Below are 1,268 nucleotides of genomic sequence, written 5' to 3' on the forward strand. Positions count from 1 at the left end.
GGCATAATACTGAAAAATAGTTGGTAAATAGTCTGTCAGGCATTATTACCATTGAGATTCCAAGAAGTTTGATGAAATTCGTTTCATCAAACTTTTTTAATATGGAAAAAACGTCAAAAAAAAGCGTTGTTGGGGTTGTAAAAGCCTGAATGTTATTCGTTGGGGAAAACAAAATAATAAACAACGATTCAAATGCAAAAACTGTGAATTATTATTTACAGATAATAGACCTGAGCAACGTCTAATAAATCGATTTGTTTGGTTTAAAAGATGGGTTATTGAACGCCAAACATATAAAACTCTTGGTCATTATAGCGGTTATTCAAAAGACACTTTGCAGCGTACTTTTTATGCAATTCTAGAACAAGCTCCCAAGATTAAAATCATTAAAAGAAGTAATGTTAATTTAAGAATGGATGCTACTTATTTTGAGAAGTTCTGTTTGATTTGTTATCAAGACAATTTGGATGGCTATACGCAACTTATTCGTTTTACAGACAAAGAAGATTATCAAGAAATGAAAGAAGATTTAGAGAATCTAATTAAGTTAGGTATCCGAATTGAGAGTATTACAACCGATGGTCATAAAAGCATTTTAAAGGCAATAAAAAGATCCGTTCCAGAAGCAAAAGTACAACGTTGTTTAGTGCATATTCAAAGAATGTGCTTGCTATGGTTGACCCGATATCCAAAACATATTGCTGGACAAGAATTAAGAAGTATCGTTCTGATGCTCTTAAAAATTCAAACCCAAAACGACAAAACCTTCTGGGTACAAGAATTTAATAGTTGGTATACTAGACATAGACTCTATATAAATGAAAAAACTATAAACGAAGAAACAGGTAGATATTGGTATACACACAAACTGCTTAGACGTTCCTATTCTACAATAAAAAGTGCTTTGCCAAATATGTTTCATTACATAAAAAATTCAAACATTCCCAGAACTACAAACGGCATCGAAGGGTTCTTTAGCCATCTAAAAAATCATTTAGATATTCATCGCGGCTTAACAACTAAAAATAGAATGAACTTCATAAAATGGTATATATTTTTAACCAATCTGAAGTGAGTTTTCTTTAGCCATAAAGCAAATAGGTAAAATGAAAAAGACAGTCCAAAATGAACTGCCTTTTTTACCTTATTGCATTAATCTTATTGCTAATATGTTGGTCTCCACCAGAGCATATTTCCTCTTCAGATTAATGAGCATATAATACAAATTATTTTTATAAAATCCACCAACTATTTTTCAGTACATTACC

At 31.1% G+C, this 1,268-nt stretch carries 1 protein-coding gene; it reads left to right on the plus strand.

Translation table 11 applies throughout. From position 1 onward, the window contains the following. Positions 1 to 334: 334 nt before the first annotated feature. Positions 335 to 1,075 (plus strand): transposase, encoded by a 741-nt coding sequence (locus Q8S45_RS02790; RefSeq protein WP_371132972.1) that lies wholly within the window; start codon positions 335 to 337, stop codon positions 1,073 to 1,075. The last annotated feature ends 193 nt before the right edge of the window (positions 1,076 to 1,268 follow it).

The organism is Lutibacter sp. (assembly GCF_030692605.1).
In the GTDB taxonomy this organism is placed as follows: domain Bacteria; phylum Bacteroidota; class Bacteroidia; order Flavobacteriales; family Flavobacteriaceae; genus Lutibacter.